Origin of the sequence: Marinobacter sp. ST-43 (genome assembly GCF_030541085.1) — a bacterium.
In the GTDB taxonomy this organism is placed as follows: domain Bacteria; phylum Pseudomonadota; class Gammaproteobacteria; order Pseudomonadales; family Oleiphilaceae; genus Marinobacter; species Marinobacter nauticus.
Genome location: NZ_JASSVO010000002.1, coordinates 100,688 through 124,655, shown reverse-complemented (window position 1 = coordinate 124,655; position 23,968 = coordinate 100,688). Strand labels below are relative to the sequence as shown.

Sequence of the window (23,968 nt, the reverse complement as noted above, 5' to 3'; positions counted from 1 at the left end):
GTCAGCGAACTATCGCAAAAAGGTCTGGCAGGGTGGGTTTGGAGCCCCTTCCCAAAAATGTCGGAGGCCATGGATGGCCGGAGAGAAGCGCACAGGGATGTGCTTGTAGCGGTTTTTGGGAAGGGGCTCCAAACCCACCCCTCCCCACAATCCGAAGGCTAGGGCCAAAACAAGATGGCCCACGCCAATGCTAGCCGCCAAGCTTGCGAACAAGAATCTCATTGAACAGCTTGGGGTTACCCTGGCCCTTGGAAGCCTTCATCAGCGGCCCCATGAAGCCACCAAGCATCTTCTTGCGCTTCTTCGGATCTTCCTCGTTCTGGTATTGAGCCACCTGATCCGGCATGCCGGCCAGCACCTCATCAACCATGGATTCCAGGGCGCCGGTATCCGACACCTGCTTCAGGCCCTTGGCTTCAATAATGGCATCGACATCGTTGTTTTCGCCCGTCCATAGCGCCTCGAACACCTTCTTGGCACCGGCGGAGGACAGTGTGTTATCGGCGATGCGGGTCACCATGGCGCCCAGTTGTGCGCCGGTAATCGGCGCCTCGGCGACGGACTTCTCCTCCGCATTCAGGCGCGCGGAGAACTCGCCTTGAATCCAGTTGGCGGCCAGCTTGGCATCTTTGCCGTGTTCCACGGTTTCTTCGAAGAATGCAGCCAGTTTGGCGTCGGCAGACAGGATGCCAGCGTCATAGTCGTTCAGGCCGTATTGCTCCTTGAAACGCGCCCTGCGAGCGTCCGGCAGTTCCGGCAGGCGGCTGCGGGCGTCTTCGATGAAGGCATCGTCGATTTCCACCGGCAACAGGTCCGGGCAGGGGAAGTAGCGATAGTCGTTGGCTTCTTCCTTGGTGCGCATCGAGCGGGACTCGTCCCGGTCACCGTTGTACAGGCGGGTTTCCTGCACAATCACGCCACCGTCTTCCAGGATATCCATCTGCCGCTCCACCTCGTGGGCGATGGCCTGTTCCATGAACCGGAACGAGTTCAGGTTCTTGGTCTCGGTGCGGGTGCCCAGGGTGTCGGAGCCTTTTGGCTTCAGAGAGATGTTGACGTCAAAGCGCATGGAACCCTGGGACATATCGCCGTCGCAGATACCCAGCGAGGTAACAATGCTGTGCAGCTTTTTGGCAAAAGCCACGGCTTCCTCGGCGCTGGTCATATCCGGCTCGGTCACCACCTCAATCAGCGGTGTGCCGGCGCGGTTCAGGTCGATGCCGGTCATGCCATGATAATCCTCGTGCAGGGATTTGCCGGCGTCTTCTTCCAGGTGGGCGTGGTGAATGCGCACGCGCTTGGTGCTGCCATCGGCCAGGTCGATGTCGACATAGCCGGGGCCAACGATGGGCTGGGCCAGCTGGGTGGTCTGGTAGCCCTTGGGCAGGTCCGGGTAGAAGTAGTTCTTGCGTTCGAAGACCGAGCGCCGGCCGATTTCGGCATTGGTTGCCAGGCCGAACATCACCGCGTAGCGGAACGCCTGCTCGTTGGGTACCGGCAGGGTGCCGGGCATCGCCAGGTCAACCGCGTTGGCCTGGGTGTTGGGCTCGGCACCGTAAGCGGTGCTGGAGCCGGAGAAAATCTTGGTCTGGGTGGCGAGCTGAACGTGAATTTCCAGCCCGATCACGATATCCCACTGCATGTGTTCGTCTCCTAATCCGGGCTTATTGAGGTTCACGCTGGTGCCAGTCGGTCACCTGCTGGAACTGATGGGCGGCGTTCAGCAGGCGGGTCTCGGAGAAGTAATCCCCGATGATTTGCAGCCCCACCGGCAAACCGTCGACAAACCCGGCCGGAACTGACATGGCCGGAATGCCCGCCAGGTTAATGGCGATGGTGAACACGTCTTCCAGGTACATGGATACGGGATCGGTGTTCTTCTCGCCCTGCCTGAATGCAGGTGTCGGCGACACCGGACTCATCAGCACGTCTACTTCCTTGAACGCGTTGATGAAATCCTGTTGGATCAGCCGGCGAACCTTCTGGGCCTTCAGGTAATAGGCATCGAAATAACCGGCGGAGAGGGCGTAGGAGCCCACCAGAATCCGGCGCTTCACCTCGTTACCGAAACCTTCAGCCCGGCTGCGGGTGTACATATCCATCAGATCTTTCGGGTCTTCGCAGCGGTAGCCGTAACGAACACCGTCAAACCTGGACAGGTTGGCGGACGCCTCAGCGGGGGCGATCACGTAATACGCTGCGATGGCCAGCTTGGCGTTGGGCAGCGACACCTCTTTTACCGTCGCCCCCAGCTTTTCATACTCGCGAATCGCGTTACGAACCTGCTCTTCCATAGCCGGAGCCAGCTGGTCACTAAAGTATTCCTTCGGCAGGCCAATCTTCAGGCCCTTCAGCGGCTCGTTCAGGGTGGCCGTGTAATCCGGTACTTCCCGGTCAATGCAGGTGGAGTCCTTCGGATCGTGCCCCGCCATCACATTCAACATCAGCGCGGCATCTTCTGCCGTGCGCGCCATCGGCCCGCCCTGATCCAGGGAAGAGGCAAAGGCAATCATCCCGTACCGGGATACCCGGCCATAGGTCGGCTTCAAACCGGTGATGCCACACAATGCCGCCGGCTGACGGATTGAGCCACCGGTATCCGTGCCCGTCGCCGCCGGCACCAGTCGTGCCGCTACCGCAGCCGCAGAACCACCGGATGAACCACCCGGTACCCGCTTGTCACCACCGGACAGGCCCCAGGGGTTGGTCACGGCGCCATAAAAACTGGACTCGTTAGACGAGCCCATGGCGAACTCGTCCATGTTGGTCTTGCCCAGGCACACTGCGCCAGCCGCCTTGAAGTTAGCCGTCACGGTCGCGTCGTAGGGAGGTACAAAATTATCCAGCATTTTCGACCCGCAACTGGTGCGAATGCCGCTGGTGCAGAAGATATCCTTGTGAGCAAAGGGCACCCCGGTCCACACCGTGGCCTTACCCGCCGCCCGCATCTCGTCTGCAGCCCTGGCCTCGGCCAATGCCTGCTCATCGGAGATGGTAATAAAGCTGTTGTACTTGCCGTCTTCTGTCTTCAGACGGTCCAGGAACTGCTGCGTCAGCTCCACGCTCGAAATCCTGCCACTCTCCAGCTCTCTGGAAAGCTCTGCTACAGACTTGTTATGCATGATAAATCCCGAAATTTCTGATGGACGACCAAATCACTCAATAACCCTGGGCACCAGATACAACCCATCCTCGGTAGCCGGCGCAATCGCCTGGAACGCCTCCCGCTGATTGGTTTCGGTAACCACATCCGGCCGCAGCTTCTGCACCGCATCCAGCGGATGGGCCATGGGCTCCACTAAATCGGTATCTGCGGCACTCAACTGATCCACCAGATCCAGAATATTGCCCAGATCCTTTTCCAGAGCCGAAACCTGCTCGCCGTCCACCTTGATGCGGGCGAGCACGGCAACTTTCTCGATGTCCTCGCGGGAAATGCTCACGTTGCCTCCAAAAGCGTGTGTGAAAACAATTTAATGTCAGGTTAGAAGCCAGGAATAACGTATGGGGATGCTTGTGAGGATGGCTTTCCAAAACTGTGCGAAGCCATGGATGGCGGAGCTCAAGCGACACAGGGATGTGCCGAAGGAGCGTGTTTTGGAAAGCCATCCTCACAAGCAGCCATGCTCCACGGTTAACTGCGCGCGGAATCCTGGCGACAACAAAGCCCGACATATTAGCAGAACCGCGCGCAACATTGGCCCCGTCTAAAGCCATAAAATGTGAGAATGGTAAGCCCCGAAGCCCCGATGGCGCCTTGCCTGAGTAGGTGCTCACTGCTAAAGTTGCCGCATTCTTTTCTGCAACCGCAACTCTCAGGTTGAAACAACACGAATGTTAATCAAAAGACTCCGAGGCTTATTCTCAAGCGACCTGTCCATCGACCTGGGCACCGCCAACACCCTTATCTACGTGCGCGAACGCGGCATTGTACTTAACGAACCCTCTGTCGTGGCCATTCGCACCAATAACTCCCAGAAAATGGTCGCTGCCGTCGGGTCCGAAGCCAAACGCATGTTGGGCCGCACCCCGGGCAATATTACCGCCATCCGTCCCATGAAAGATGGTGTGATCGCCGACTTCGTCGTGACCGAAAAAATGCTCCAGCACTTTATTCACAAAGTGCATGAAAACAGTTTCATTACCCCGAGCCCCCGCGTACTCGTGTGTGTGCCCAGCAAATCTACCCAGGTAGAGCGCAAGGCCATCCGCGAATCGGCCCTGGGTGCAGGCGCCCGCGAGGTGTTCCTGATCGAAGAACCCATGGCGGCCGCCATTGGTGCCGGCCTGCCGGTGGAAGAAGCCAGCGGCTCCATGATTGTCGACATCGGTGGCGGTACCACCGAGATCGCGATTATCTCCCTGAATGGCATCGTCTATGCCGAATCCGTCCGGGTTGGTGGCGACAAGTTCGACGAAGCCATCGTTACTTACGTCCGTCGCAACTACGGCAGCCTGATCGGCGATTCCACAGCCGAGCGTATCAAGCATGAAATCGGCTGTGCCTATGAAGGCCTGGAAGTGCGAGAAATCGACGTTCGTGGTCGCAACCTGGCTGAAGGTGTGCCCCGGGCCTTTACCCTGAACAGCGAAGAAATTCTCGACGCGCTTCAGGAATCCCTGGCCCAGATCGTCCAGACCGTGAAGAGCGCCCTGGAGCAGTCTCCGCCTGAACTGGCCTCCGACATTGCTGAGCGCGGCATTGTGCTGACCGGTGGCGGTGCGCTGCTGCGGGGCCTGGACAAGCTCATCAGCGAAGAGACCGGCCTGCCGGTCATTATTGCGGAAGATCCGCTGACCTGCGTAGCCCGTGGCGGCGGTAAAGCCCTGGAAGTGATTGATCGCGGTGGCATCGGAATGTTCTCCCAGGAGGGGTAACCCCGTGGGAGGGCTAAGCCATTAAGACCATATTCGTCCAGGGGCCGGTACCCGGTTTCCGGCTGTTTCTCGTCGTTCTGTTATCGGCAGCGTTAATCGCTGCCGATGCCCGTTTTGACAAGCTCACCACCGTCCGCAGCACTCTTGCCACCGGTCTGGCACCGGTGTACTGGCTTGGCAATGCCCCATATTCCTTTGCTGACTGGTTTTCCGGCCTGTTTGTTAGCCGTGATGATCTGCAGCAGGAGAACGAAGAGCTCAAAACCCGCCTGCTGATTCTGGAGCGTCGTGCTCTCAAGTACGCGGCTCTGGCGTCGGAGAATAACGAGCTGCGCCGGCTGCTGAATTCTTCCGAAGTACTGGATGACCGGGTCATTGTGGGCGAAGTGGTGGGGGTCTCCCCGGATCCGTTCTCCCACGAGATCATCATTAACAAGGGCGAGAGTGATGGTGTCACGACTGGTCAGGCGGTACTGGACGCAGAGGGCCTGATGGGCCAGGTGATCCAGACCAGCCAGTTCACCTCCCGTGTCCTCCTGGTGTCCGACAGCAGTCACGCCGTTCCTGTTGAGGTGGTACGTAATGGTCTGCGTTCGATTTTGCTGGGTAACGGCGAAACCGATGAGCTGGATCTGGTTCACGTACCGGATACTGCTGACATCCGCGAGGGCGACATGCTGGTCAGTTCCGGTCTTGGCGGGCGATTCCCCCGGGGCTACCCGGTGGCAGAGGTCAGTTCCATCGTCAAAGAGCCGGGGGAGCCTTTTGTGACCATTCAGGCCGCGCCCAAAGCCCGCCTCAACCAGAGCCGGCTGGTGCTGATCGTGTTTCAGCCGGAAGAGCGTTCGGTGCCCGAAAATGGGCCGGCGGCCCCGGATAACGAGGAGGCAAACTGATGTTGTCTGTCATCAGTTATCCGCTGTTCGCCATCACCGTGGTGTTATCGTTGGTGTTGAGTATCTCCCTGTTCCCGGTGGACTGGTTTCAGTTTCGCCCGGAGTGGCTCGGACTGATTGTCTTCTACTGGACCTTCCGCGCCCCGGCCCAGTTTGGCATTCTGATGGCCTGGTGCCTGGGGTTGTTACTGGATATTCTCGAGTCTACCCCGCTGGGCGTGAATGCCATGGGCATGGCCCTGATCGCCTTTCTGGTGCTGACCATTCACCAGCGGTTGCGGATGTATCCGCTGCCCCAGCAGTGCCTGATGGTGTTTCTGTTATTGGGCATCAACCAGATGCTGGTACATTTCGTGAAACAGTTACTGGGTGCTGAAAGCGCCGGTTTCAGCTACTTGTGGCCAGCCTTGACGAGCGCTCTGGCCTGGCCTGTGGTCAGTGGCGTACTGGACACAATCAACCGTAAACTGGGATAACTGTATGAGCTGCCTCATTCTGGCCTCGGCATCACCGCGCCGCGCTGAGTTGCTGAGACAGATCGGTGCTGACTTTCAGGTGGCGCCTGCCGAGATAGACGAGACTCCGCAACCGGGTGAAGCGGCTCAGCACTATGTTGAGCGCCTGGCCCGGGAGAAAGCCTCTTGTGTTGCCGGTGAGGCCCCGGGTGCCCGGGTACTGGGGTCTGACACCTCTGTTGTTGTAGACGGAGAGATTCTTGGGAAACCGGAGTCCGATACTCAGGCTTGTGAGATGTTGCGCCGGTTATCTGGAAGAACCCATCAGGTGATGACCGCGATCGCTCTGGCGCAGGAGCAGAAGTGTCGGTCATTGGTGGTGGTCACCGATGTCAGCTTTCGGGAGCTCTCAGAAGCCGAAATTGTCGCCTACGTCGCCACCGGTGAACCCATGGACAAGGCGGGAAGCTACGGAATTCAGGGACTTGGTGGTATCTTTGTTCGGGAACTCAAGGGCAGCTACAGCGCTGTGGTGGGTTTGCCCCTGCAGGAAACCGCAGAGTTATTGGCAGATGCCGGCGACCCTGTCTGGCGCCACTGGCCATGCAGTAAGGAGAGCCAAGCATGAGTGAAGAGATCCTGATCAACGTGACTCCGGTGGAAACCCGGGTCGCCCTCGTTGAAAACGGCATGTTGCAGGAAGCCTATATCGAGCGCACCAGTCGCAAGGGGATTGTCGGCAACATCTACAAGGGCAAGGTCGTTCGGGTGCTGCCCGGCATGGAAGCCGCGTTCGTGGACATCGGCCTGGAACGGGCGGCTTTCATTCATGCGTCCGACGTCGTCAGTGGCCAGACATCTGGCGACGAACCGTCAGACGCCCCCCGGACCGTGCCGGATATCCGTACCCTGTTGCGGGAGGGGCAGTCCCTGGTGGTGCAGGTAACCAAGGACCCGATTGGTACCAAGGGTGCGCGACTCACCACCCAGCTTTCCATTCCCTCCCGTTATCTGGTGTTCATGCCAGGCGTTTGCCATGTCGGGATTTCCCAGCGCATTGAAGATGATAATGAGCGCGCGCGGCTGAAATCCCTGATTGAGGAAGGCGCAGCGGAACATGATGATGTGCAGGGTGGCTATATCATCCGCACCGCGGCGGAGGCTGCCTCGGCCGAAGATCTGATTGCTGATATGACCTACCTGCACCGGCTAAGCCAGTCGATCCAGGAGCGCATTGCCAAAGCGCCGGCACCCTCAGTGGTCTATCAGGATTTGCCGTTGTTTATTCGCACCATCCGGGATCTGATCCGACCGCAAACTGAAAAAGTGCGTATTGATAGTCGCGAGAGCTATCAGCGGGTAATGGAGTTTGTCAAAGAGTTCGTCACTGAGTTTGCCGACAAGGTGGAGTACTACCCCGGTGAGCGGCCTATCTTTGACCTGTATTCGGTTGAAGATGAAATCCAGAAAGCCCTGAGCCGCAAGGTGCAGCTCAAATCCGGTGGCTATGTGATCATCGATCAGACCGAAGCGATGACGACCATCGACATCAACACCGGTGCCTTTGTGGGCCACCGCAATCTGGAAGAGACCATCTTCAAAACCAATCTGGAAGCCGCCCGGGCGATCAGTCGTCAGCTTCGGCTGCGGAATCTGGGCGGGATCATCATCATCGACTTTATCGACATGGAAGATCCCGAACACCAGCGCCAGGTGCACCGGATGCTGGAGAAAATGCTGGAACGGGATCACGCCAAAACCAAGATCACCGGCGTTTCCGAGCTGGGCCTTGTGGAGATGACCCGAAAACGCACCACCGAAAGCCTGGGCCAGGTTCTGTGCGAGCCGTGTCCGATCTGTGACGGCCGGGGATTCCTGAAAACCGCCGAAACCGTGTGCTACGAAATCTTCCGGGAAATCCTGCGCGTTAACCGTGCCTATGAGGCGGAGAATTACCTGGTGATGGCGTCCCAGAAGGTGGTGGACCGCCTGCTGGATGAAGAGTCAGACAACGTTGCGGACCTTGAAACCTTTATCAGTAAAACCATTCGCTTCCAGGTTGAGCCTTTCTACAGCCAGGAACAGTACGACGTTGTTTTGCTCTGACACCTGAGCAGCAGGGCGTTGCAGGGAGCTGAGTCTTATGTCGATCCGCGAGCCGGACAGTTCGCAACCAGCCGAGGATGAGCGCGGTCTGGTTGCCCGCGGGTTGGCGGGCTTTGCCAGTGTGGTCTGGTGGTCCATCCTGACGCTGCTGGTGTTATTCGCACTCTATGTTGGTGTCGGTCGCCAGCTCACCTCCGATATCAACAGCTTTTCTGATGAACTGGCGGCTTCGCTCTCCGAAGCCACAGGCCTGGATGTGTCTGTTGGCAGTTTATCCTCCCAATGGTATTGGCTGGATCCCTCCATTACCGCCAAAGATATCACCATCAATTCCCCGGATTCAGACCGCATAGCCGCAGAACTTGAGCACCTGGAATTGCGGCTCGATTTTTTTGCCTCCCTGTTCCGCTTCCGCCTGGTGTTCCGCAATTTTGACGCTGACGGTCTGGCGTTAACGGTGGTTCGCCCTACCGAGGATCCATTTATCAATCCGGTGGAAGAGATTGTGGAGCTGGCCGAGCCGGGTGCGCCGGAACTTCAGGAATGGATTCGCCTGGCAGGCCGCTGGTTGTCGGATCCGGAAGTCCGGGTGACACGGGTCAGCCTGGCGCTGGGCCCAAGCCGACAGAACCTTCGTTTTCTGGATATTCCTCAGCTTGATCTGTACTACCAGGGCGGCTTGTTCCAGGCCGCAGGCCGGGCCATGCAGAGTGGTACAACCACACAGCTGGCCAGTTTTGCTCTGGTAGGGCAGCGGTTTTTCAGGGGGGAGTTTACCGGTCAACTCTACCTGGATGTGGATTCCGGTCGACTGTTCGATGGCCTGATTGATGATCTGAACTGGCGGGGCATACGGGTTGAAGGCTTCGATCTGGGGGGCAGTGCCTGGTTAAGCTTTGAGGATGGCGAGCTGCAGCAGGTTCAGGGTCAGGTTCGCACTCCCTATCTTCAGTTAGGTGTTAACCGTGAATCGCTGGCGCCTCTTGAAGATATCCAGGCTCACTTCGGTTGGCGGCGGGGGGAGGCCCTACGTTTGCAGAAGCTTCGCTGGGACTGGATTGGCGATCAGGTTCTGCCGTTCAGTGTTCGCATCGAAGACGGTCAGGATGAGCTCAAGCTGGTGGCAGACTCACTGCCGCTCAAGCCTTTGCGGCGATTGGTTCAGGCCCTGGAGCTGCTGCCGGATGCCGCCAGCGAGGCGCTGGAGCATTATCAGCCTGCGGGTTTTCTGGACGATATGTTGTTTACTCTGCCAGAGCAGGGCTCCCGGTTCTCGTTAAGTGCCAGATTGCGGGAGTTCGGGGTGCGGGCCTGGTCTGGCGCCCCCCGCGCCGAGGGGCTATATGGCTTTATCAAGATGAATCCAGACAGCGGCAGGGTGACCCTGGATACACCAGAATCCGCCATGCTGGGCTTTCCGCAGTTGTTCAACACTGACTGGAGGCTGGACTCTCTATCCGGAACTGTCGCCTGGATCCTGGAAGGAGGGATCACCAGGGTATTCTCCGATGATCTGGAGTTTATCTATCGCTCAGATACCCGGTTAAGCGGCGCGTTTGACCTGCGGCTGGATCGATTCGGGGAGGACAATCTTGGTTTGAGCGTCGGCGTAGAAGGCGGCAATGCCGATATGCTGGCGGATTTCGTGCCGGCGAATGCTGTGGGCGAAGGGCTTTATGAATGGCTCACCAACAGTATTCCGGAGGCCGGTATCCGGGGGCAGTACTATGGCCACGGTCGTATTGATTCCTCCGCGCCGTCTGGATCGTTTGTTTCCTCCATGTGGTATGAATTCGATAACGCCACGATTCGATACGACCAGCGCTGGCCCGCTGTGGAGCAGGCCAGCGGGCGGGTCGAGATCCAGAATGCCGACACGCGGGTAATGCTCGCTCGGGGCGAGATCGGTGGGTTGGAGCTGGAAAACGCCAGTGTTCACGTCCTTCCCGGAGATGGGGAAGCTGGCACGCTGGTGCGCGTAGATGCAGTGTCGACGGTTCCGGCAGAGAGAATACCCTGGTGGCTGGCCAATACTCCGTTGGGGGAATTGTTGGGATACGGTAACACCCGTGCCCGTTATGACGGGGAGTTTGAGCTGAGTCTTGGGCTGGAGCTACCGCTATCGCAAGGGCAGGACACCCGGGTTACGGCGCAGGTAAAAACCGACAATGCCGGATTCCAATTACCGGATGCGGGACTTCGCTGGCAGAATATTCGGGCTGACCTGACTTACGACAGTGTTGATGGATTTTCCGGGCCACCGGTCACTGCTCGTTTTTTCGATCAACCGGTCAGTGTTGTTTTTTCCGCCGCGGAGGCCGGCGACGCCATGCTGATACGCCAGCAAGGTGGTCTGAAGCTGCCAGGCTCCCTGGCGGCCTTTGGCCTGGCTAACGATGCGGCGCGCGGGCTTTCCGGAGAGCTTGTCTACACCGCTGAGCTTGAATTAGGCGGTGCCGGCGAGCCGGTGATTTCCCTGTTTTCAGACCTTGAAGGTCTGCAGGTGGATTGGCCCAAACCACTGGCAAAGACCGCGCGCGAGCGAACCCCCCTGTCGGTCCGGGTTGATCCGTTCCAGAGCGAAGGCGTGGCGATCGCTGCGCAATGGCAGGATCGTCTGGACGCTGAACTCCGTTTTAAAGAGACGGGCTTCGAGCTGGTCTTCGAACATTTGAATCTGGGCGCTCACCATCTGACCAATATCGCCATTGATGCGCTTGAGCTGGAGGACCGGTGGGTCGTTCATACAGACTCGGATCGGGCCCGGGGCAGGGTGGTGTTACCCAGAGAAGGAGGCACGGTAGAGGCCGACTTTGCAACCCTGCGCCTGGTACGGGAGACCAGTGCCGCAGAGCAGGACAACGAATTTCTGACTCTTGAGGAGCAGTTGCAGGCGTTCAGGGAGCTGGATATGGGAAATTGGCCCGACATTGATGCCAGAATCTCGGATCTCCGGCTGGATGGCGAGTCAGCGGGAAGCTGGCGTTTCAAGCTGCGCCCTGAACCCTATCGGTTGCGTGTGCAGGAGGTGGAAGGCCGGCTTGGATCCCTGGTGTTGTCCGGCGATATGACCTGGAGCATTGTGGATGACCGGGAAACGACCCGGTTTACTGGTAAGCTGGAGGGCGGGGCCCTTAAGGATCTGGAAGCGCTGACTGGCAGCACCATTCCGATGACCAACGAAGAAACGGCGGTTGAACTGGATCTGGATTGGCCGGGAAGCCCGAATAACATTGCTCTCAGCAAGATAAGCGGCACGGTCAGTGCCCGCCTGGACGACGGCATGATCATGGAGCAGAGCAATTCGGCGCAATTGTTCCGGGTCTTCAACCTGCTGAACACCGATACGCTCTGGCGCAGGTTGCGGCTGGATTTCTCGGATCTGTACGAACGGGGCGTCGCCTTCGACGCCATTTCCGGTAAGGCCAACATCATAAATGGCCTGGTGACCATGGATCCGGAACTGCAACTGGTGGGTCCGTCCGGCGCGTTCAAACTCAGTGGCAATACCAACATGGCCGAAGAAACGTTGGATATGCGCCTGGTCCTGGTACTACCCGTGACACAGAATCTGCCCCTGGCTGCCATACTGATGGGGGCGAGCGCCCCCATCGGCGGCGCCTTGTTCGTGCTCGATAAAATTCTGGGCGACCCGTTGAGCAAACTGACCAGTGCCACGTACAGTGTCACAGGAACCTGGAGCAATCCGGAAGTGGATCTGCGGGGCGTGTTCGATACCGGTGAGTAAGGAGGCCATGATGGTTCAGGTCGCGGCAATACAAATGGTCAGTACCCATGACATCGATGCCAACCTTGAAGAGGCCCGCAGACTGCTGGCTGAAGCGGCAGGCGCAGGGGCGAAGGTGGCGGTGTTGCCCGAGAACTTCGCCGTTCTGGCCACCGCGCAGATGCTGGAGTGCGGCCGCCGGGAGGCGAGTAGCGAGCCTGTTATCCGTCGCTTTCTGGCCGAGCAGGCCCGGTCATTGGGGCTCTGGATTGTCGGCGGTTCCCTGCCGTTGGCCAGTCGGCGAGATGGTTCAGAGATAACAGACCGGGTACGCGCCACCTGTCTGGTGTACAACGATCATGGCGAAGAAGTGGCCCGCTACGACAAGATTCACCTGTTTGACGCCATGGTTGAAGACGCCCACGGCCAGTATCGGGAATCGGATACCTTTGAGCCCGGTGATCAGGCGATTACGGTGGATACGCCGGCCGGACGACTGGGGTTGGCGATCTGTTACGACCTTCGCTTTCCAGAACTGTTCCGGGCCTTGAGAGAGCAGGGCGCCGAATGGGTCTGCCTGCCCAGCGCCTTTACCTGGCAGACGGGCAATGCCCATTGGCACGCCCTGATACGCGCCCGCGCCATTGAAAACCAGGTCTGGGTGGTGGCGCCGGGGCAAGGGGGGCAGAACAGTAGCCGGCGAAGAACCTATGGCCACAGCCTGATCTGCGATCCCTGGGGTAAGATCGTCAGTGAGTTCGACGAAGGTCCGGGCATGGCTTGCGCCAATCTGGACCTGGAGCAACTGCATCAGTTGCGAAGCCGTATGCCCGTGTGGGAGCACCGGCGGCTCTGATTACTGCTCGGCGTCGTCGATCCATTCCCGCAGAGCCCGGAACAGCTTTCGGGCCTGGCCGGTATTCTTGCCTTTTTCGACTTCCTTGCGGGCATTGCGCACCAGATTGCGCAGGTGCTGTACATCGGCCGAAGGGCAGTAATCAATAAACTCTCCTACCACCTTGTCACCTTCGGAAATCATCCGGTCGCGCCAGCGCTCGGCCAGATGGTGTCGGCGGGTATGCTCTTCGCTGCCAGCGTGGAAGGCGTCGATGGCACGGCCAATAGCTTCGGGGTCGTCCTCCTGGCGCAACACCTTACCAATGTACTGCAAGTGTCGCCGGCGGGCCTCACGCTGGGGAATCCGGCGTGATTCAATGATCGCCGCTTTCAGGGTCTCGCTGATGCTCAGGGTGGCCAGCTGTTCGTCGTTCAGGTCCAGCATGCGTTTGCCCAGATCCTGAAGCGCGTGCATTTCGCGCTTCAGCTGCGATTTGCTGGGGCCAAGGTCGTCCTGGAATTCGTCGTCAAATTGGTCAGTCATGGTAGGTCACAGGTTGCTCAGGCATAGAAAATGGTGGCCAGTCCCAGGAAGGCCATGAAGCCGACAACGTCGGTTACGGTGGTGAGTATCACACTGCCGGCCAGGGCCGGGTCAATGTTCCGGGATTTCAGGAACAGCGGCAAGACGGTGCCCACCAGCGCCGCCGCCACCAGGTTAATAACCAGTGCCGCCGCGATGATGGCACCAATCAGCCAGTCCTGGAACCAGACCACCGCGGCGGTGGCAACCACCACCGCCCACAGCAGGCCGTTCAGTACCCCGGACAGAAACTCACGGTTCAGCAGCCAGCCCACGTTGGCACCGCTGATCTGGCCAACGGCCATGCCCCGGATCACCAGGGTCAGAGTCTGGCTACCGGCAATGCCGCCCATGCTGGCCACAATTGGCATCAGTACGGCCAGTGCAACGACTTTGGCAATAGTGTCTTCAAACAGTCCAATCACGGCCGATGCGGTAAAGGCCGTGATCAGATTGATGCCCAGCCAGACCGCGCGCCGGCGGGTGGTCTTCATCACCGGGGCAAAGGTGTCCTCGTCTTCATCCAGACCAGCCATACTCATCAGGGAATGGTCTGCGTCCTCACGGATAACGTCGACCACGTCATCGATGGTGATCCGGCCCAGCAGCTTGTTGGTCTCATCCACCACAGGGGCAGAAATCAGGTCGTAGCGTTCGAACAGAGTGGCGACCTTGGTGTCGGACAGGGACACGGGAATGGGTTCAATGTCCGTGTCCATCACTTCCCGAACGGTAGCCGCGGGATTGGATACCAGCATCCGGGTAATGGGCAGCATGCCGATAAACTCGTCCCGACGGCTGACCACAATCAGGCTGTCGGTCATCGGGGGCAGGCTGCGGTGACGGCGCAGGTAGCGCAACACAACGTCGATGCTGATGTCCGGCCGTACCGTGATGGTATCGGTGTTCATCAGGCCGCCGGCAGTGTCCTCCGGGTAAGCGAGGACTTCCTCGACCCGCTGACGGTCTTGCTCGTCCATGGTGTCCAGGACTTCCTGGATCACCGTGTCCGGCAATTGCTGAAGCAAGTCGGCCAGGTCATCCGACTCGAAATCTTCCAGAATGTCCGCCAGCTCCTGCGCGTTCAGCTGGCTCAGGAAGTAGCTACGAATATCGTCGCCAAGGTACTGGAGGACTTCCCCTTCCAGCTGCTTGTCGACCAGGTTCCAGAGCAGGGCCCGTTGGCGTGGTGGCGAGGATTCCAGAAGGTGAGCAATATCGCTGGGGCTCAGACCGCCATTCAGAATGCGGGCCACCTGCTTGAGGGCACCACTGTCCAGCGCTTCACTGAGTGAGCGAAGGCGTTGGCGGGCCTGGCTTTTTTCCAGAATGTCGGTCATTGAACCACCTGCGATCAGAAAACCTTTGCATTATAGCGGAGTTAGGTGGCACACGTGAGAAAGGATTGTAGGTGAATGACGAAACCGGAGGTTATTCCCCTTCACCAAAATAATCGTTGATCAGGGCAGCCAGCGCGTCGATGGCATCCTGTTCGTCCGGGCCATCGGCAACCAGTTCCACTTCGGTGCCCTGGCTGGCGGCCAGCATCATCACCTGCATGATGTTCTTGGCGTCTACGTCCCGGCCTTTGCCGCGGATTCGCACCTTGCTGTCAAAGTCTGATGCGGTGGCCACAAGCTTCGCCGTGGCCCGCGCATGCAGGCCGAGTTTGTTGATGATGGTGATGGGGCGGCAAATCATAGGCGCTCAGATTTCTCCCCGGGCTTGAAGGTGTGGCAGTTCGGTGTGGCGCACCTGCACATTGCGGTAATTGTCGCGGAAATAGCGTCCGAGCTGCTCACACACATAAACGGAGCGGTGCTGGCCACCGGTGCAACCGATGGAAATGGTCATGTAGCTACGATTGCTGTCGGCAAACGAGGGCAGCCAGGTATTCAGGAAGCCCGTGACGTCATCCACCATCTGACGTGTCAGCGGTTCCCGTTCAAGAAATTCGATGACCGGCTGATCAACGCCGGTGTGCTTGCGCAGGCTGGTGTCCCAGTATGGATTGGGCAGGCAGCGGACGTCGAAGACGTAGTCTGAATCCACCGGCACGCCATGTTTGAAGCCAAAGGACTGGAACAGCAGTGCCAGTTCCTGATCCTTGCGGCCGGCCACGCGCTGCTTGATCATGTCGCGTAGCTCATACATGGAGAGCCCGGTCGTGTTGACGTAAAGATCGGCCAGCTTTGACAGGGGTTCCAGTAATTGCTTTTCGTTGGTGATTGCCTCCCGCAGAGACGTCTTGTCATCGCTCAGCGGATGCTTGCGGCGGGTTGCGTGAAAGCGCTGCAGCAGTGACTGCTCGTCGGCATCCAGGAAAATGATTTCAAGCTCGACACCGGTCTGCTTCAGTTGCTGGTAGATGGTTTCAAAATTGGCCAGCTCGGCAGAAAGATTACGGGCATCAATACTGACGGCCATTTTCTTCAGCCGGCCCGGTGCTTCCTGGGTGGCCGCCTCCCGGGTCAGCGGGAACAGCAAACCAATGGGCAGGTTGTCGATGCAGTAGAATCCCAGGTCTTCCAGCACATGCAGAGCCGTACTCTTGCCGGAACCGGATCGGCCACTGACGATAATCAGCTTCATGGGACTGTTTCTCCTTCAATCTGCCTGGCAGCCTGTCCAGATATCAGGCTGATCTCAGTGATTACTCTCCGCCATACGCTGGTAAAGGCTCGCGGCATCTTCACACTGGCGCAGCCGGGCGCAGAAGGTGCTGTCATTGAAGCGCTCCGCCAGCTGGCTCAGTAACTCCAGGTGTTCACTGGTGGCTTCTTTGGGGACGATCAGTGCAAACACCAGATCTACCGGCTGGTTATCGATAGCATCAAAGTCTACCGGCTCCTCCAGAGTCATCAGCACGCCGATGACCCGGTCCAGGCCTTCCAGTCGGCAGTGGGGGATGGCAATACCCTCGCCGATACCGGTGCTACCCAGCCGTTCGCGGGAGACCAGATTGTTGAAGATCTGGGTGTCGCTGAGGATTTCATCCTGAAAGTGAATCCGTTCAGCGATGAACTCCAGCACACGTTTCTTGCTTGAGGCCGGCACCTTACACAGGGTCAGTTCAGGGGCAAGAATATTGTCGATGGTCAGGGATGGCTCGCTCATGGATCGACTGCATGTCCGTAAAAAAAAGGCTGCGGCCGGTTAGCCCCGCCGCAGCTCGTTTCATGAAACACCCGGTAAGGTTCGCGCTTCAGCGACCGCCGTTACCGTGCATCCGGTCTACGTTCTTTTCCTTGTGCTTGAGGATCTGACGGTCCAGCTTGTCGACCAGAGCGTCGATTGCGGCGTACATGTCCTCATTTTCTGCCTTTGCGTGAATCTCACCACCAATCACGTGCAGCGTGGCTTCCGCCATCTGGCGCACCTTCTCGACCTCCAGTGTGACCTGGCAGTTACTGATGTGGTCGAAGTGACGCTCCAGCTTCTCGAACTTGGTGTTGACGTAATCCTTCAGAGCGGGAGTCAGTTCTACGTGATGGCCTGAAATGTTGAGTTGCATAGGCGTCTCCTGTTGTCATACTGCCGGCGTGCTTGCCGGCTTGCGTGCCAGTGCATCTTGCACCGGCGAAAGTTTAAACCAGGCGTTTTCGTTCGTTCGAGGGAGGAATATGCATGGCCTCCCGGTATTTGGCCACGGTACGCCGCGCCACGTTGATTCCCTGTTCCCCTAGCATGGCTGCAATTTTGCTATCGCTCAATGGCTTTTTCGGGGTTTCCTCGGCAATCAGCTTCTTGATCATCGCCCGGATGGCTGTAGACGAGCATTCGCCGCCCTCGGCGGTGCTGACGTGGCTGGAGAAAAAGTACTTCAGCTCAAAAATACCGCGGGGCGTGTGCATGTACTTCTGGGTGGTAACCCGGGAAATCGTGGACTCGTGCATTTCCACCGCCTGGGCAATGTCAGACAGGATCAGAGGCTTCATGGCTTCTTCGCCCTGATCGAGGAACCCTTGCTGGTGTTCAACGATGCGGGTGGCCACTTTCAGCAGGGTTTCATTCCGGCTTTGCAGGCTCTTGATAAACCATTTCGCTTCTTGCAGCTGGTCGCGCAGGTAGGTGTTATCGGCACTGCTGTCAGCCCGGCGGATCAGTGACGCGTAGCTGGCATTCACCCGGATACGCGGAGCGATTTCCGGGTTGAGTTCAACCCGCCAGCGGCCTTCGTGTTTGCGTACGATGACGTCCGGGATAACGTAATCCGGTTCGGCCCGGTCCACGACATCGCCAGGGCGAGGGTTCAGGCTGGTGATCAGGGCCAGTACCTGTTTCAGCTGGTCTTCCTTGAGCCGGCTGCGGCGCAACAGCTGTGCGTAGTCCCGGTTGCCAAGCAGATGCAGGAACTGGGTAACCACCAGTCTCGCCTGGCGCAGCCAGGGGGTATCCGGTGGCAGCTGGTTGAGCTGAATCAGCAGGCATTCCTGGAGATCCCGAGCGAACACGCCGGGCGGGTCGAAGTGTTGCAGGCGGTGGAGTACCGCTTCCACTTCGTCCAGTTCCAGCGGATCTTCTTCGGATTCGTCCAGCAGCCCTGCGTGAATGTCCTCGATGTCAGACGTCAGGTAGCCGCGCTCATCCACGGCATCCAGCAGCGCGTGGGCAATGGCCTGATCCCGCTCGCTCAGGGGCGTCAGGTTCAGCTGCCACTCGAGGTGATCCTGCAGGGTTTCGGTGGGCGAATTACGAGTCTCGAAATCCGATTCGTGCTCGTCTTCGCCCTTGCTGGCCGGCGCCGGGGCAGACTGGTAGATGTCATCCCAGGCGGTATCAACCGGCAGATCATCAGGAATGTTGTCCGGAATATCGTTCTCGGACGACCAGTCTGGGCCGTTCTCGGTTTCGTCCCAGTCCGGGCTCGCGTCCTGGTGGCTGTCGTCCTGGGTGGTCTCAGAGCCGGAAGCTTCGCTGTGCTCGTGCTCTTCGCGTTCGTCGCCTTCAGCGTGCTCATCGTCCTCGGAGGTTTCCAGCATGGGGTTTGATTCCAGCGCCTGCTGGATTTCCTGCTGGAGATCGAGGGTAGAAAGCTGCAGCAGGCGTATAGCCTGCTGCAGCTGGGGCGTCATGGTCAGACTCTGGCCCAGCTTAAGCTGTAATGAGGCTTTCATAACCATGGCTCAAGATCCATAACTCGTGGGCATCCCGGTTGTTGCTTTGCCGGCGCACAGGCCGAAAAAAATGTTGTACGCTGGTTACTTGCCATTGTCTGTGAACAGTATAAGCAAGTTTTTTGCCGAGTTTACTTGCTACAGATCATCAAAACAATCAGGCCTCGGATAAACCCTGTTTTATCAGGTCAGAGCCGGAACTCGTCGCCCAGATATACTTCTTTCACCTGCTGGTTTGCCAGAATGGCTTCGGCATTGCCGGAGGCAATGATGTGGCCTCCGGAAACGATGTAGGCATTCTCGCAGATGTCGAGGGTTTCCCGAACGTTGTGGTCGGTGATCAAGACCCCGATGCCCTTGTCCCGAAGGTGCCGGATGATGTGCTTGATGTCACTCACTGAGATGGGGTCTACGCCCGCGAAGGGCTCGTCCAGCAGAATAAAGGCAGGCTCCATGGCCAGCGCCCGGGCGATTTCAACCCTGCGGCGTTCGCCGCCGGATAGTGCCATACCCACGCTGTCCCGGATGTGAGTAATGTGGAACTCTTCCAGCAACTCTTCCAGCTTGGCGTCCCGTTCCGCCCGGCTCATGCCTTTGCGGGTTTCGAGGATGGCCATGATGTTGTCCCGTACGGTCAGTTTGCGGAACACGGAGGCTTCCTGGGGCAGGTAGCCGATGCCCTTGCGGGCGCGGCCATGCATCGGCAGCGGGGTGATGTCCTGGGTGTCGATGGTGATCCGGCCGTGATCCGCAGGCACCAGGCCCACGATCATGTAGAAGCAGGTGGTCTTGCCGGCGCCGTTGGGGCCGAGCAGGCCGACAATCTCGCCGGAGCGAATTTCCAGAGAAACGTCCAGCACCACTTTTTTCTGCTTGTAGCTTTTTGCCAGATTACTGGCCCTGAGAACTGCCATCCGAACCTTTCCCGTCACTGGATTGAGCTGAATTACGAGGCTGAATCACCATTTCCACCCGGCCGGAGCCGCCGTCGGATGGCGTGCCGCCTTCCGCAGTAACAACGCGGCGAACGGTGTCGTAGTGGATGACATCGCCCCGGAATACGTTGCCACCCTGTTCGATGACGGCCTGTCTTTCAAAAATGACCAGGTTTTCATCGCCAGACCAGGTGATGTTCAGGGCCTTGGCATCGGTCATGCCTTCGCCTTCCTGGCCAGGTTGCCGGTAATGGGCGGGGTTGCCGGCGGCTTCAATCCGGCTGACACCTTGTTGGTTCCGGTAAAGTACCACCCGATCCGCTTCCAGCCGGGTTTCGCCCTGGATCAGTTCGACAGCGCCGGTGTAAACGGCCGTACCGGCGCTATCGTCCAGGCGGGCAGAATCGGCACTGACCTTGATGGGGATGTCTGAATCCAGATTGAATGCCGATACAGGGCCGGCCAGCAATGCCATGGCCAGAATCACTGGCCGGCAGAAAGATCGTTTACCTGACGGTTTCATATTGTCCCTCTACCCGGGAGTTGAGTTCGAGAATGCGTTCGTCGATCCAGGCTTTCATGCCGGTGGAGCGGGTGACGCCGAAAGGCTCGGTGATGGACACCGGATGGTCTGTGTAGACGGTGCCGTTGCTGTTGTCCAGGGTCAGTGCCTCGGTTTCGAGAACGGCTTCGCGGCCTTCGGACTGTCGGGTCAACCGGACGTTCCCCGTAAGTTCCAGCTTTTCATTGTTCTGCTGAAGGCTACCTTCATTGGACTCGATGAGCCAAGGTTCGGGGCTGCCCTCACTGAAAAGCCGGGCTCTCGGCGTGTCCAGATGAGCCGTGCCGGTTTCTTCAAACTGTTCAATTCTGGGGCTTGTGAGATCAATCTGGAGGTTGCCTTGCTCATCCCATGCACGGTACTGGCCGCCCACCACAAAGCCGTCGGGTTCTGCGGGCCCCCGCAGGTCGCTGGCGGCATTCCGTGAGCTGACAGGCTCGTCGCTTTGCCACAGCAAAAAAACGGTTGCTGTTACGGTGACGGCCAGGGCCAGGGTTGTAACCCGCCGTTTGCCACGATCGCCGAAAAGCCGCTCGGTGATCATGCTGGCTCGTCCAGATAGGGAGCAAGAGTGGTGTCCAGGTGCCCTTGAGCCCAGAGCAGGAGATCGCAGGCCTCGCGCACAGCGCCCTGTCCACCGTGGCTGCGGGTACAGTAGTCGGCGTGTTGCTGAACCAGCCAGTAGCCGTTGGGTACCGTGATGCCAAGGCCGGCAAAACGCAGCGCGGGCAGGTCGGGCAGGTCGTCGCCCATGTAGGCAATCTGCTCCGGCTCAAGGTTCATATCCCGGATCAGTTCCAGCAATGCGACCTTCTTGTCTTCGCGACCCTGCATCAGATGCGGGATGCCCAGATCCGACATTCGCTTTTCCGTGAGGGGAGAACGTCGTCCGGTAATCACCGCCACGGTGATGCCTGCCTGCATCAGCTGTTTCAGGCCCAGGCCGTCAAGAATGTTGAAGGCCTTGAGTTCGTCGCCGCTGGCACTGAAATAGAGGCGACCATCGCTCATGATGCCGTCCACATCCAGGGCGATCAGGCGAATGCCCGATGCCTTGGCCTTCAGGGCTGCGTCCCAGTGGGTTTGTAACGGATGCGCTGTCTGAGTCATCAAATCACTCCGGCCCGCAGCAGGTCGTGCATATTAATGGCGCCCACCAGGGTGCCGTTTGCGTCGGTAACCGGCAAGGCGTTGATCTTCATTTCTTCCATGATATTCAAGGCTTCTGCCGCCAGGTGGTCTGCCCGGATGGTTTTGCCGTTGCGGGTCATCACGTCCTGGATGGGGGTAGTGTGCACATCCACGGATTTGTCCAGGGTCCGGCGCAGGTCGCCGTCGGTGAAGATGCCCGTCAGGGTGCCGGCGGCATTAACGACCGTGGTCATACCCAGGCCCTTGCGGGTTATTTCCAGCAGTGCCCCGCTCAGGGTTGTGCCCTCGGCAACCTGAGGAATCTGGTCACCGGTGTGCATGATGTCGGATACCCGCAGCAGCAGGCGGCGTCCAAGGCTGCCGCCGGGGTGGGAGAACGCGAAATCCTCGGCGCTGAATCCCCGGGCTTCAAGCAGCGCCACGGCCAGGGCATCCCCCATGACCAGGGTGGCGGTGGTGCTGGAGGTGGGTGCCAGGCCCAGGGGGCAGGCTTCAATGGCCACGCTGACATCCAGGTTGGCAACGGCCTCCTGTGCCAGTACGGAATCGGGTTTGCCTGTCATGCTGATCAATGGCGCGCCCATGCGCTTGATCAGAGGGAGAATGGTGACCACTTCGCTGGTGCTGCCGCTGTTGGATATGGCGATGACCACATCCTGGGGTGTTATCATGCCCAGATCGCCATGGCTGGCTTCGCCGGGATGAACAAAAAAGGCGGGCGTGCCCGTGCTGGCGAGCGTGGCGGCAATCTTGTTGCCGATGTGCCCCGATTTGCCCATACCTGTCACCACAACCCGGCCTTTGCAGGCCATGATGACCTCGCAGGCGCGGCTGAAGTCACCGTTTATACGGCTTTCCAGCGCTTCAATGGCTTCGCGCTCGATGCGGATTGCCCGTAGGGCCGAGTTGCAAAAGTCCTGGGTGTTGAAGGTATTTGATTCGGTCATGTCGGCTGGCTGTCTGCTCGATCTGGGATTTGAGGCCGAAGTATATCACTTCTGGTGCCCCCGGCTCGCCTGCATCAGGGATTCTGATCATTGCCATCAAGACATTTTACGTTGCTTTAATTGAGGTCTGGGAGAGCTTGTCATAATGTAGGCGCTCCTTGAAAGGGATGGATTATGGAGTCATCTGCGTACATAACACTTAGGGATGTGGTGTTTTCCCGTTCCGGGCGCCGGATTTTTGATGGAATCAGTCTGGATATTCCCAAAGGGAAGGTGACTGCCATCATGGGGCCCAGTGGTACCGGTAAAACCACGCTCCTCAGGCTCATTGGAGGTCAGCTTCGCCCGGATTCGGGCCAGGTGAATGTGGCAGGCCACGACGTGCCCGGGCTCAAGCGCAAGGCGCTCTACCAGCTGCGCGAGAAGATGGGCATGCTGTTTCAGAGTGGCGCGCTGTTCACCGATCTCAGTGTTTACGAGAACGTTGCCTTCCCGCTGCGGGTGCACACGTCATTACCCGAGGATATGATCCGGGACATTGTTCTGATGAAGCTGGAGGCGGTGGGCTTGCGTGGTGCCAGAGAGCTGATGCCCTCAGAGTTGTCCGGTGGCATGACCCGGCGCGTCGCACTGGCCCGCAGTATCGCACTCGACCCGGAGTTGATCATGTACGACGAACCCTTTGCCGGGCAGGATCCGATTGCCATGGGCGTGCTGGTCAAGCTGATCCGGGATCTCAACAGTTCCATGGGGCTAACCAGCGTTCTGGTGTCGCACGACGTGCCGGAATCCCTGAGTATTTGCCATTACGCCTGCATTATTGCCGACGGCAAGGTGATCGGTGAGGGCACTCCCGAGGAGCTGCGGGCACATCCGTCTGAGCGGGTTCAGCAGTTTCTTGAAGGGCAGCCTGATGGCCCGGTGCCGTTCCATTACCCGAGTGGCGATGCGGCGGCTGATTTTGGTGTGGGAGGGCTGTCTTCATGATGGATCGTATTGCCGGCCTGGGTCGTCTCGGGCTTGCGATCATCGCCTCCTTTGGTCGTTCCGGGCAGTTTCTGTTCGGTGTGCTGGCAGGAGTCCCCAGGCCTGCTACAGGTTTTCCCTTGCTGGTCAAACAGCTCTACGCAGTCGGCGTGTTGTCACTGGCGATTGTGGTGGTCTCCGGATTGTTCATCGGGATGGTGCTAGGGCTTCAGGGTTATACCATTCTCAGTGACTACGGCTCGGAGTCGGCGATTGGCCAGATGATTGCCTTAACGCTGGTGCGAGAGTTGGGGCCGGTGGTGACCGCCCTGCTGTTTGCCGGTCGTGCAGGATCCGCCCTGACGGCAGAAATCGGGTTGATGAAGGCGACGGAACAGCTTTCCAGCATGGAAATGATGGGGGTGGATCCTCTGCGCAGGGTCATTGCTCCAAGACTTTGGGCCGGTTTTCTCGCCATGCCGGTACTCGCCATGATTTTTTCGGTGGTCGGGATTTACGGTGGCATGCTGGTCGGCGTGGAGTGGCTGGGTGTGTTCGAAGGTTCCTTCTGGGGCAACATGCAGTCCTCCGTCGATTTTGTGGACGACGTGCTCAACGGCTTTATCAAGAGTGTGGTGTTCGGGTTCGTGTGTGCCTGGATTGCGGTCTACCAGGGTTATGATTGCGTGCCCACCTCCGCAGGTATCAGTTCGGCGACCACCAAAACTGTGGTGTACTCATCGCTGGCGGTGCTCGGTCTCGATTTCGTACTCACCGCCGTCATGTTCGGTGATTTTTAACAGGATT

The 23,968-nt window shown here is 58.7% G+C and carries 24 protein-coding genes; 9 read left to right on the top strand and 15 right to left on the bottom strand.

Annotated elements, in window-relative coordinates:
• Window positions 1-190: 190 nt before the first annotated feature.
• Genes gatB through gatC form a run of 3 tightly spaced genes read right to left on the bottom strand, consistent with a single transcriptional unit; the run spans window position 191 to window position 3,443 of the window.
• Window positions 191-1,642 (bottom strand): Asp-tRNA(Asn)/Glu-tRNA(Gln) amidotransferase subunit GatB, encoded by a 1,452-nt coding sequence (gene gatB, locus QPL98_RS04790; protein ID WP_011786176.1) that lies wholly within the window; start codon window positions 1,640-1,642, stop codon window positions 191-193.
• 22 nt (window positions 1,643-1,664) lie between these two features.
• Window positions 1,665-3,122 carry an Asp-tRNA(Asn)/Glu-tRNA(Gln) amidotransferase subunit GatA gene (gatA, locus tag QPL98_RS04785; protein WP_303292813.1) on the bottom strand — a complete coding sequence of 486 codons (1,458 nt, stop codon included), beginning with the start codon at window positions 3,120-3,122 and terminating at the stop codon, window positions 1,665-1,667.
• 33 nt (window positions 3,123-3,155) lie between these two features.
• A complete protein-coding gene (gene gatC / locus QPL98_RS04780; protein ID WP_303292812.1) occupies window positions 3,156-3,443 on the bottom strand; it encodes an Asp-tRNA(Asn)/Glu-tRNA(Gln) amidotransferase subunit GatC in 288 nt (95 codons plus the stop codon).
• A gap of 391 nt (window positions 3,444-3,834) precedes the next feature.
• Here gatC and QPL98_RS04775 point away from each other — a divergent pair, with 391 nt between their 5' ends.
• The 7 genes from QPL98_RS04775 to QPL98_RS04745 are packed head-to-tail and all read left to right on the top strand — an operon-like array spanning window position 3,835 to window position 12,918.
• A complete protein-coding gene (locus QPL98_RS04775) occupies window positions 3,835-4,878 on the top strand; it encodes a rod shape-determining protein (RefSeq protein WP_011786173.1) in 1,044 nt (347 codons plus the stop codon).
• Window positions 4,879-4,907: 29 nt separating this feature from the next.
• Entirely contained in the window at window positions 4,908-5,774 is an 867-nt protein-coding gene (gene mreC, locus QPL98_RS04770; RefSeq protein ID WP_303292903.1) for a rod shape-determining protein MreC, read from the top strand.
• Window positions 5,774-6,250, top strand: a complete 477-nt coding sequence (mreD, locus tag QPL98_RS04765) for a rod shape-determining protein MreD (RefSeq protein WP_011786171.1) — start codon at window positions 5,774-5,776, stop codon at window positions 6,248-6,250. The genes mreC and mreD overlap by 1 nt, the downstream gene beginning before the upstream one ends.
• A 4-nt stretch (window positions 6,251-6,254) precedes the next feature.
• On the top strand, window positions 6,255-6,857 hold the full coding sequence (locus tag QPL98_RS04760; RefSeq protein ID WP_303292811.1) for a nucleoside triphosphate pyrophosphatase: 603 nt from the start codon (window positions 6,255-6,257) through the stop codon (window positions 6,855-6,857).
• Window positions 6,854-8,335 carry a ribonuclease G gene (gene rng / locus QPL98_RS04755; RefSeq protein WP_011786169.1) on the top strand — a complete coding sequence of 494 codons (1,482 nt, stop codon included), beginning with the start codon at window positions 6,854-6,856 and terminating at the stop codon, window positions 8,333-8,335. Before QPL98_RS04760 ends, rng begins: the two co-directional genes overlap by 4 nt.
• A gap of 37 nt (window positions 8,336-8,372) precedes the next feature.
• Window positions 8,373-12,083, top strand: a complete 3,711-nt coding sequence (locus tag QPL98_RS04750; RefSeq protein WP_303292810.1) for a YhdP family protein — start codon at window positions 8,373-8,375, stop codon at window positions 12,081-12,083.
• 10 nt (window positions 12,084-12,093) lie between these two features.
• Entirely contained in the window at window positions 12,094-12,918 is an 825-nt protein-coding gene (locus tag QPL98_RS04745; RefSeq protein ID WP_206853171.1) for a carbon-nitrogen hydrolase family protein, read from the top strand.
• Here the strand turns inward: QPL98_RS04745 and yjgA are convergent, their stop codons facing one another.
• The 12 genes from yjgA to QPL98_RS04685 all read right to left on the bottom strand — a co-directional run bounded on the left by yjgA (window position 12,919) and on the right by QPL98_RS04685 (window position 22,195).
• A complete protein-coding gene (gene yjgA, locus QPL98_RS04740) occupies window positions 12,919-13,443 on the bottom strand; it encodes a ribosome biogenesis factor YjgA (protein ID WP_011786166.1) in 525 nt (174 codons plus the stop codon).
• 17 nt (window positions 13,444-13,460) lie between these two features.
• A complete protein-coding gene (gene mgtE, locus QPL98_RS04735) occupies window positions 13,461-14,822 on the bottom strand; it encodes a magnesium transporter (RefSeq protein ID WP_011786165.1) in 1,362 nt (453 codons plus the stop codon).
• 91 nt (window positions 14,823-14,913) lie between these two features.
• Window positions 14,914-15,183 (bottom strand): HPr family phosphocarrier protein, encoded by a 270-nt coding sequence (locus QPL98_RS04730; RefSeq protein WP_011786164.1) that lies wholly within the window; start codon window positions 15,181-15,183, stop codon window positions 14,914-14,916.
• A 6-nt stretch (window positions 15,184-15,189) separates the two neighbouring features.
• Complete coding sequence (rapZ, locus tag QPL98_RS04725; protein ID WP_199452338.1) at window positions 15,190-16,074, bottom strand: RNase adapter RapZ; 885 nt, start codon at window positions 16,072-16,074, stop codon at window positions 15,190-15,192.
• Window positions 16,075-16,128: 54 nt separating this feature from the next.
• Window positions 16,129-16,599, bottom strand: coding sequence for a PTS IIA-like nitrogen regulatory protein PtsN (gene ptsN / locus QPL98_RS04720; protein WP_199452337.1), 471 nt, complete (start codon window positions 16,597-16,599; stop codon window positions 16,129-16,131).
• 88 nt (window positions 16,600-16,687) lie between these two features.
• A complete protein-coding gene (gene hpf, locus QPL98_RS04715) occupies window positions 16,688-16,996 on the bottom strand; it encodes a ribosome hibernation promoting factor (protein ID WP_011786161.1) in 309 nt (102 codons plus the stop codon).
• A gap of 73 nt (window positions 16,997-17,069) precedes the next feature.
• A complete protein-coding gene (locus QPL98_RS04710) occupies window positions 17,070-18,599 on the bottom strand; it encodes an RNA polymerase factor sigma-54 (RefSeq protein ID WP_199452521.1) in 1,530 nt (509 codons plus the stop codon).
• A 188-nt stretch (window positions 18,600-18,787) separates the two neighbouring features.
• Window positions 18,788-19,513, bottom strand: a complete 726-nt coding sequence (lptB, locus tag QPL98_RS04705; RefSeq protein WP_199452336.1) for an LPS export ABC transporter ATP-binding protein — start codon at window positions 19,511-19,513, stop codon at window positions 18,788-18,790.
• Window positions 19,491-20,057: a lipopolysaccharide transport periplasmic protein LptA gene (lptA, locus tag QPL98_RS04700; protein ID WP_199452335.1), complete on the bottom strand. Its 567-nt coding sequence runs from the start codon at window positions 20,055-20,057 to the stop codon at window positions 19,491-19,493. The genes lptB and lptA overlap by 23 nt, the downstream gene beginning before the upstream one ends.
• Complete coding sequence (gene lptC, locus QPL98_RS04695; protein ID WP_199452334.1) at window positions 20,041-20,640, bottom strand: LPS export ABC transporter periplasmic protein LptC; 600 nt, start codon at window positions 20,638-20,640, stop codon at window positions 20,041-20,043. The genes lptA and lptC overlap by 17 nt, the downstream gene beginning before the upstream one ends.
• Entirely contained in the window at window positions 20,637-21,206 is a 570-nt protein-coding gene (locus tag QPL98_RS04690) for an HAD family hydrolase (protein ID WP_199452333.1), read from the bottom strand. The genes lptC and QPL98_RS04690 overlap by 4 nt, the downstream gene beginning before the upstream one ends.
• The gene (locus QPL98_RS04685) at window positions 21,206-22,195 is read right to left on the bottom strand and encodes a KpsF/GutQ family sugar-phosphate isomerase (protein ID WP_011786155.1); all 990 of its coding nucleotides are present in this window, start codon (window positions 22,193-22,195) and stop codon (window positions 21,206-21,208) included. The genes QPL98_RS04690 and QPL98_RS04685 overlap by 1 nt, the downstream gene beginning before the upstream one ends.
• A gap of 174 nt (window positions 22,196-22,369) precedes the next feature.
• Between QPL98_RS04685 and QPL98_RS04680 the strand changes: the two genes are divergently transcribed.
• Complete coding sequence (locus tag QPL98_RS04680; protein ID WP_286895539.1) at window positions 22,370-23,182, top strand: ATP-binding cassette domain-containing protein; 813 nt, start codon at window positions 22,370-22,372, stop codon at window positions 23,180-23,182.
• A complete protein-coding gene (gene mlaE / locus QPL98_RS04675; RefSeq protein WP_199452331.1) occupies window positions 23,179-23,961 on the top strand; it encodes a lipid asymmetry maintenance ABC transporter permease subunit MlaE in 783 nt (260 codons plus the stop codon). The genes QPL98_RS04680 and mlaE overlap by 4 nt, the downstream gene beginning before the upstream one ends.
• Window positions 23,962-23,968 lie beyond the last annotated feature (7 nt).

Excerpts from the sequence above, each read along its gene's own strand:
- QPL98_RS04710 (WP_199452521.1), bottom strand. The coding sequence starts at position 18,599 with ATGAAAGCCTCATTACAGCTTAAGCTGGGCCAGAGTCTGACCATGACG.
- ptsN (WP_199452337.1), bottom strand. The coding sequence starts at position 16,599 with ATGAGCGAGCCATCCCTGACCATCGACAATATTCTTGCCCCTGAACTG.
- QPL98_RS04685 (WP_011786155.1), bottom strand. The coding sequence starts at position 22,195 with ATGACCGAATCAAATACCTTCAACACCCAGGACTTTTGCAACTCGGCC.
- gatA (WP_303292813.1), bottom strand. The coding sequence starts at position 3,122 with ATGCATAACAAGTCTGTAGCAGAGCTTTCCAGAGAGCTGGAGAGTGGC.
- yjgA (WP_011786166.1), bottom strand. The coding sequence starts at position 13,443 with ATGACTGACCAATTTGACGACGAATTCCAGGACGACCTTGGCCCCAGC.
- QPL98_RS04690 (WP_199452333.1), bottom strand. The coding sequence starts at position 21,206 with ATGACTCAGACAGCGCATCCGTTACAAACCCACTGGGACGCAGCCCTG.
- lptA (WP_199452335.1), bottom strand. The coding sequence starts at position 20,057 with ATGAAACCGTCAGGTAAACGATCTTTCTGCCGGCCAGTGATTCTGGCC.
- rapZ (WP_199452338.1), bottom strand. The coding sequence starts at position 16,074 with ATGAAGCTGATTATCGTCAGTGGCCGATCCGGTTCCGGCAAGAGTACG.
- rng (WP_011786169.1), top strand. The coding sequence starts at position 6,854 with ATGAGTGAAGAGATCCTGATCAACGTGACTCCGGTGGAAACCCGGGTC.
- QPL98_RS04760 (WP_303292811.1), top strand. The coding sequence starts at position 6,255 with ATGAGCTGCCTCATTCTGGCCTCGGCATCACCGCGCCGCGCTGAGTTG.
- lptC (WP_199452334.1), bottom strand. The coding sequence starts at position 20,640 with ATGATCACCGAGCGGCTTTTCGGCGATCGTGGCAAACGGCGGGTTACA.
- QPL98_RS04680 (WP_286895539.1), top strand. The coding sequence starts at position 22,370 with ATGGAGTCATCTGCGTACATAACACTTAGGGATGTGGTGTTTTCCCGT.
- QPL98_RS04745 (WP_206853171.1), top strand. The coding sequence starts at position 12,094 with ATGGTTCAGGTCGCGGCAATACAAATGGTCAGTACCCATGACATCGAT.
- lptB (WP_199452336.1), bottom strand. The coding sequence starts at position 19,513 with ATGGCAGTTCTCAGGGCCAGTAATCTGGCAAAAAGCTACAAGCAGAAA.
- mgtE (WP_011786165.1), bottom strand. The coding sequence starts at position 14,822 with ATGACCGACATTCTGGAAAAAAGCCAGGCCCGCCAACGCCTTCGCTCA.
- QPL98_RS04730 (WP_011786164.1), bottom strand. The coding sequence starts at position 15,183 with ATGATTTGCCGCCCCATCACCATCATCAACAAACTCGGCCTGCATGCG.
- mlaE (WP_199452331.1), top strand. The coding sequence starts at position 23,179 with ATGATGGATCGTATTGCCGGCCTGGGTCGTCTCGGGCTTGCGATCATC.
- QPL98_RS04750 (WP_303292810.1), top strand. The coding sequence starts at position 8,373 with ATGTCGATCCGCGAGCCGGACAGTTCGCAACCAGCCGAGGATGAGCGC.
- mreD (WP_011786171.1), top strand. The coding sequence starts at position 5,774 with ATGTTGTCTGTCATCAGTTATCCGCTGTTCGCCATCACCGTGGTGTTA.
- gatB (WP_011786176.1), bottom strand. The coding sequence starts at position 1,642 with ATGCAGTGGGATATCGTGATCGGGCTGGAAATTCACGTTCAGCTCGCC.
- hpf (WP_011786161.1), bottom strand. The coding sequence starts at position 16,996 with ATGCAACTCAACATTTCAGGCCATCACGTAGAACTGACTCCCGCTCTG.
- QPL98_RS04775 (WP_011786173.1), top strand. The coding sequence starts at position 3,835 with ATGTTAATCAAAAGACTCCGAGGCTTATTCTCAAGCGACCTGTCCATC.